Origin of the sequence: Sedimentibacter sp. B4, assembly GCF_000309315.1 — a bacterium.
Lineage (GTDB): Bacteria > Bacillota > Clostridia > Tissierellales > Sedimentibacteraceae > Sedimentibacter > Sedimentibacter saalensis.
Genome location: NZ_CANG01000332.1, coordinates 1 through 212 on the forward strand (window position 1 = coordinate 1; position 212 = coordinate 212).

Here is a 212-nt window from a genome sequence, read left to right on the forward strand (position 1 = left end):
CACCTCGGCAACGGCACAGGCGCGGACGAAGCTCACTGGGCCGCCCCCGCGTGGCCGACGATGATCTCGAGCTCGGACTCCACCGCGGCCATCAGCCGGGTCTCCACCTCGGCCACGCCGATCCGGCGGATGATGTCGGCGAAGAAGCCGTGCACAACGAGCCGGCGGGCCTCGTCCTCACCGATGCCGCGAGAGCGCAGGTAGAACAGCTG

General features: G+C 70.3%; 1 protein-coding gene. It reads right to left on the minus strand.

Annotated elements, in window-relative coordinates; all coding sequences use genetic code 11:
• Window positions 1-32: 32 nt before the first annotated feature.
• Window positions 33-212: SufD family Fe-S cluster assembly protein (locus BN358_RS23390; RefSeq protein ID WP_198018412.1), on the minus strand; the 180-nt coding region annotated here is incomplete at its 5' end.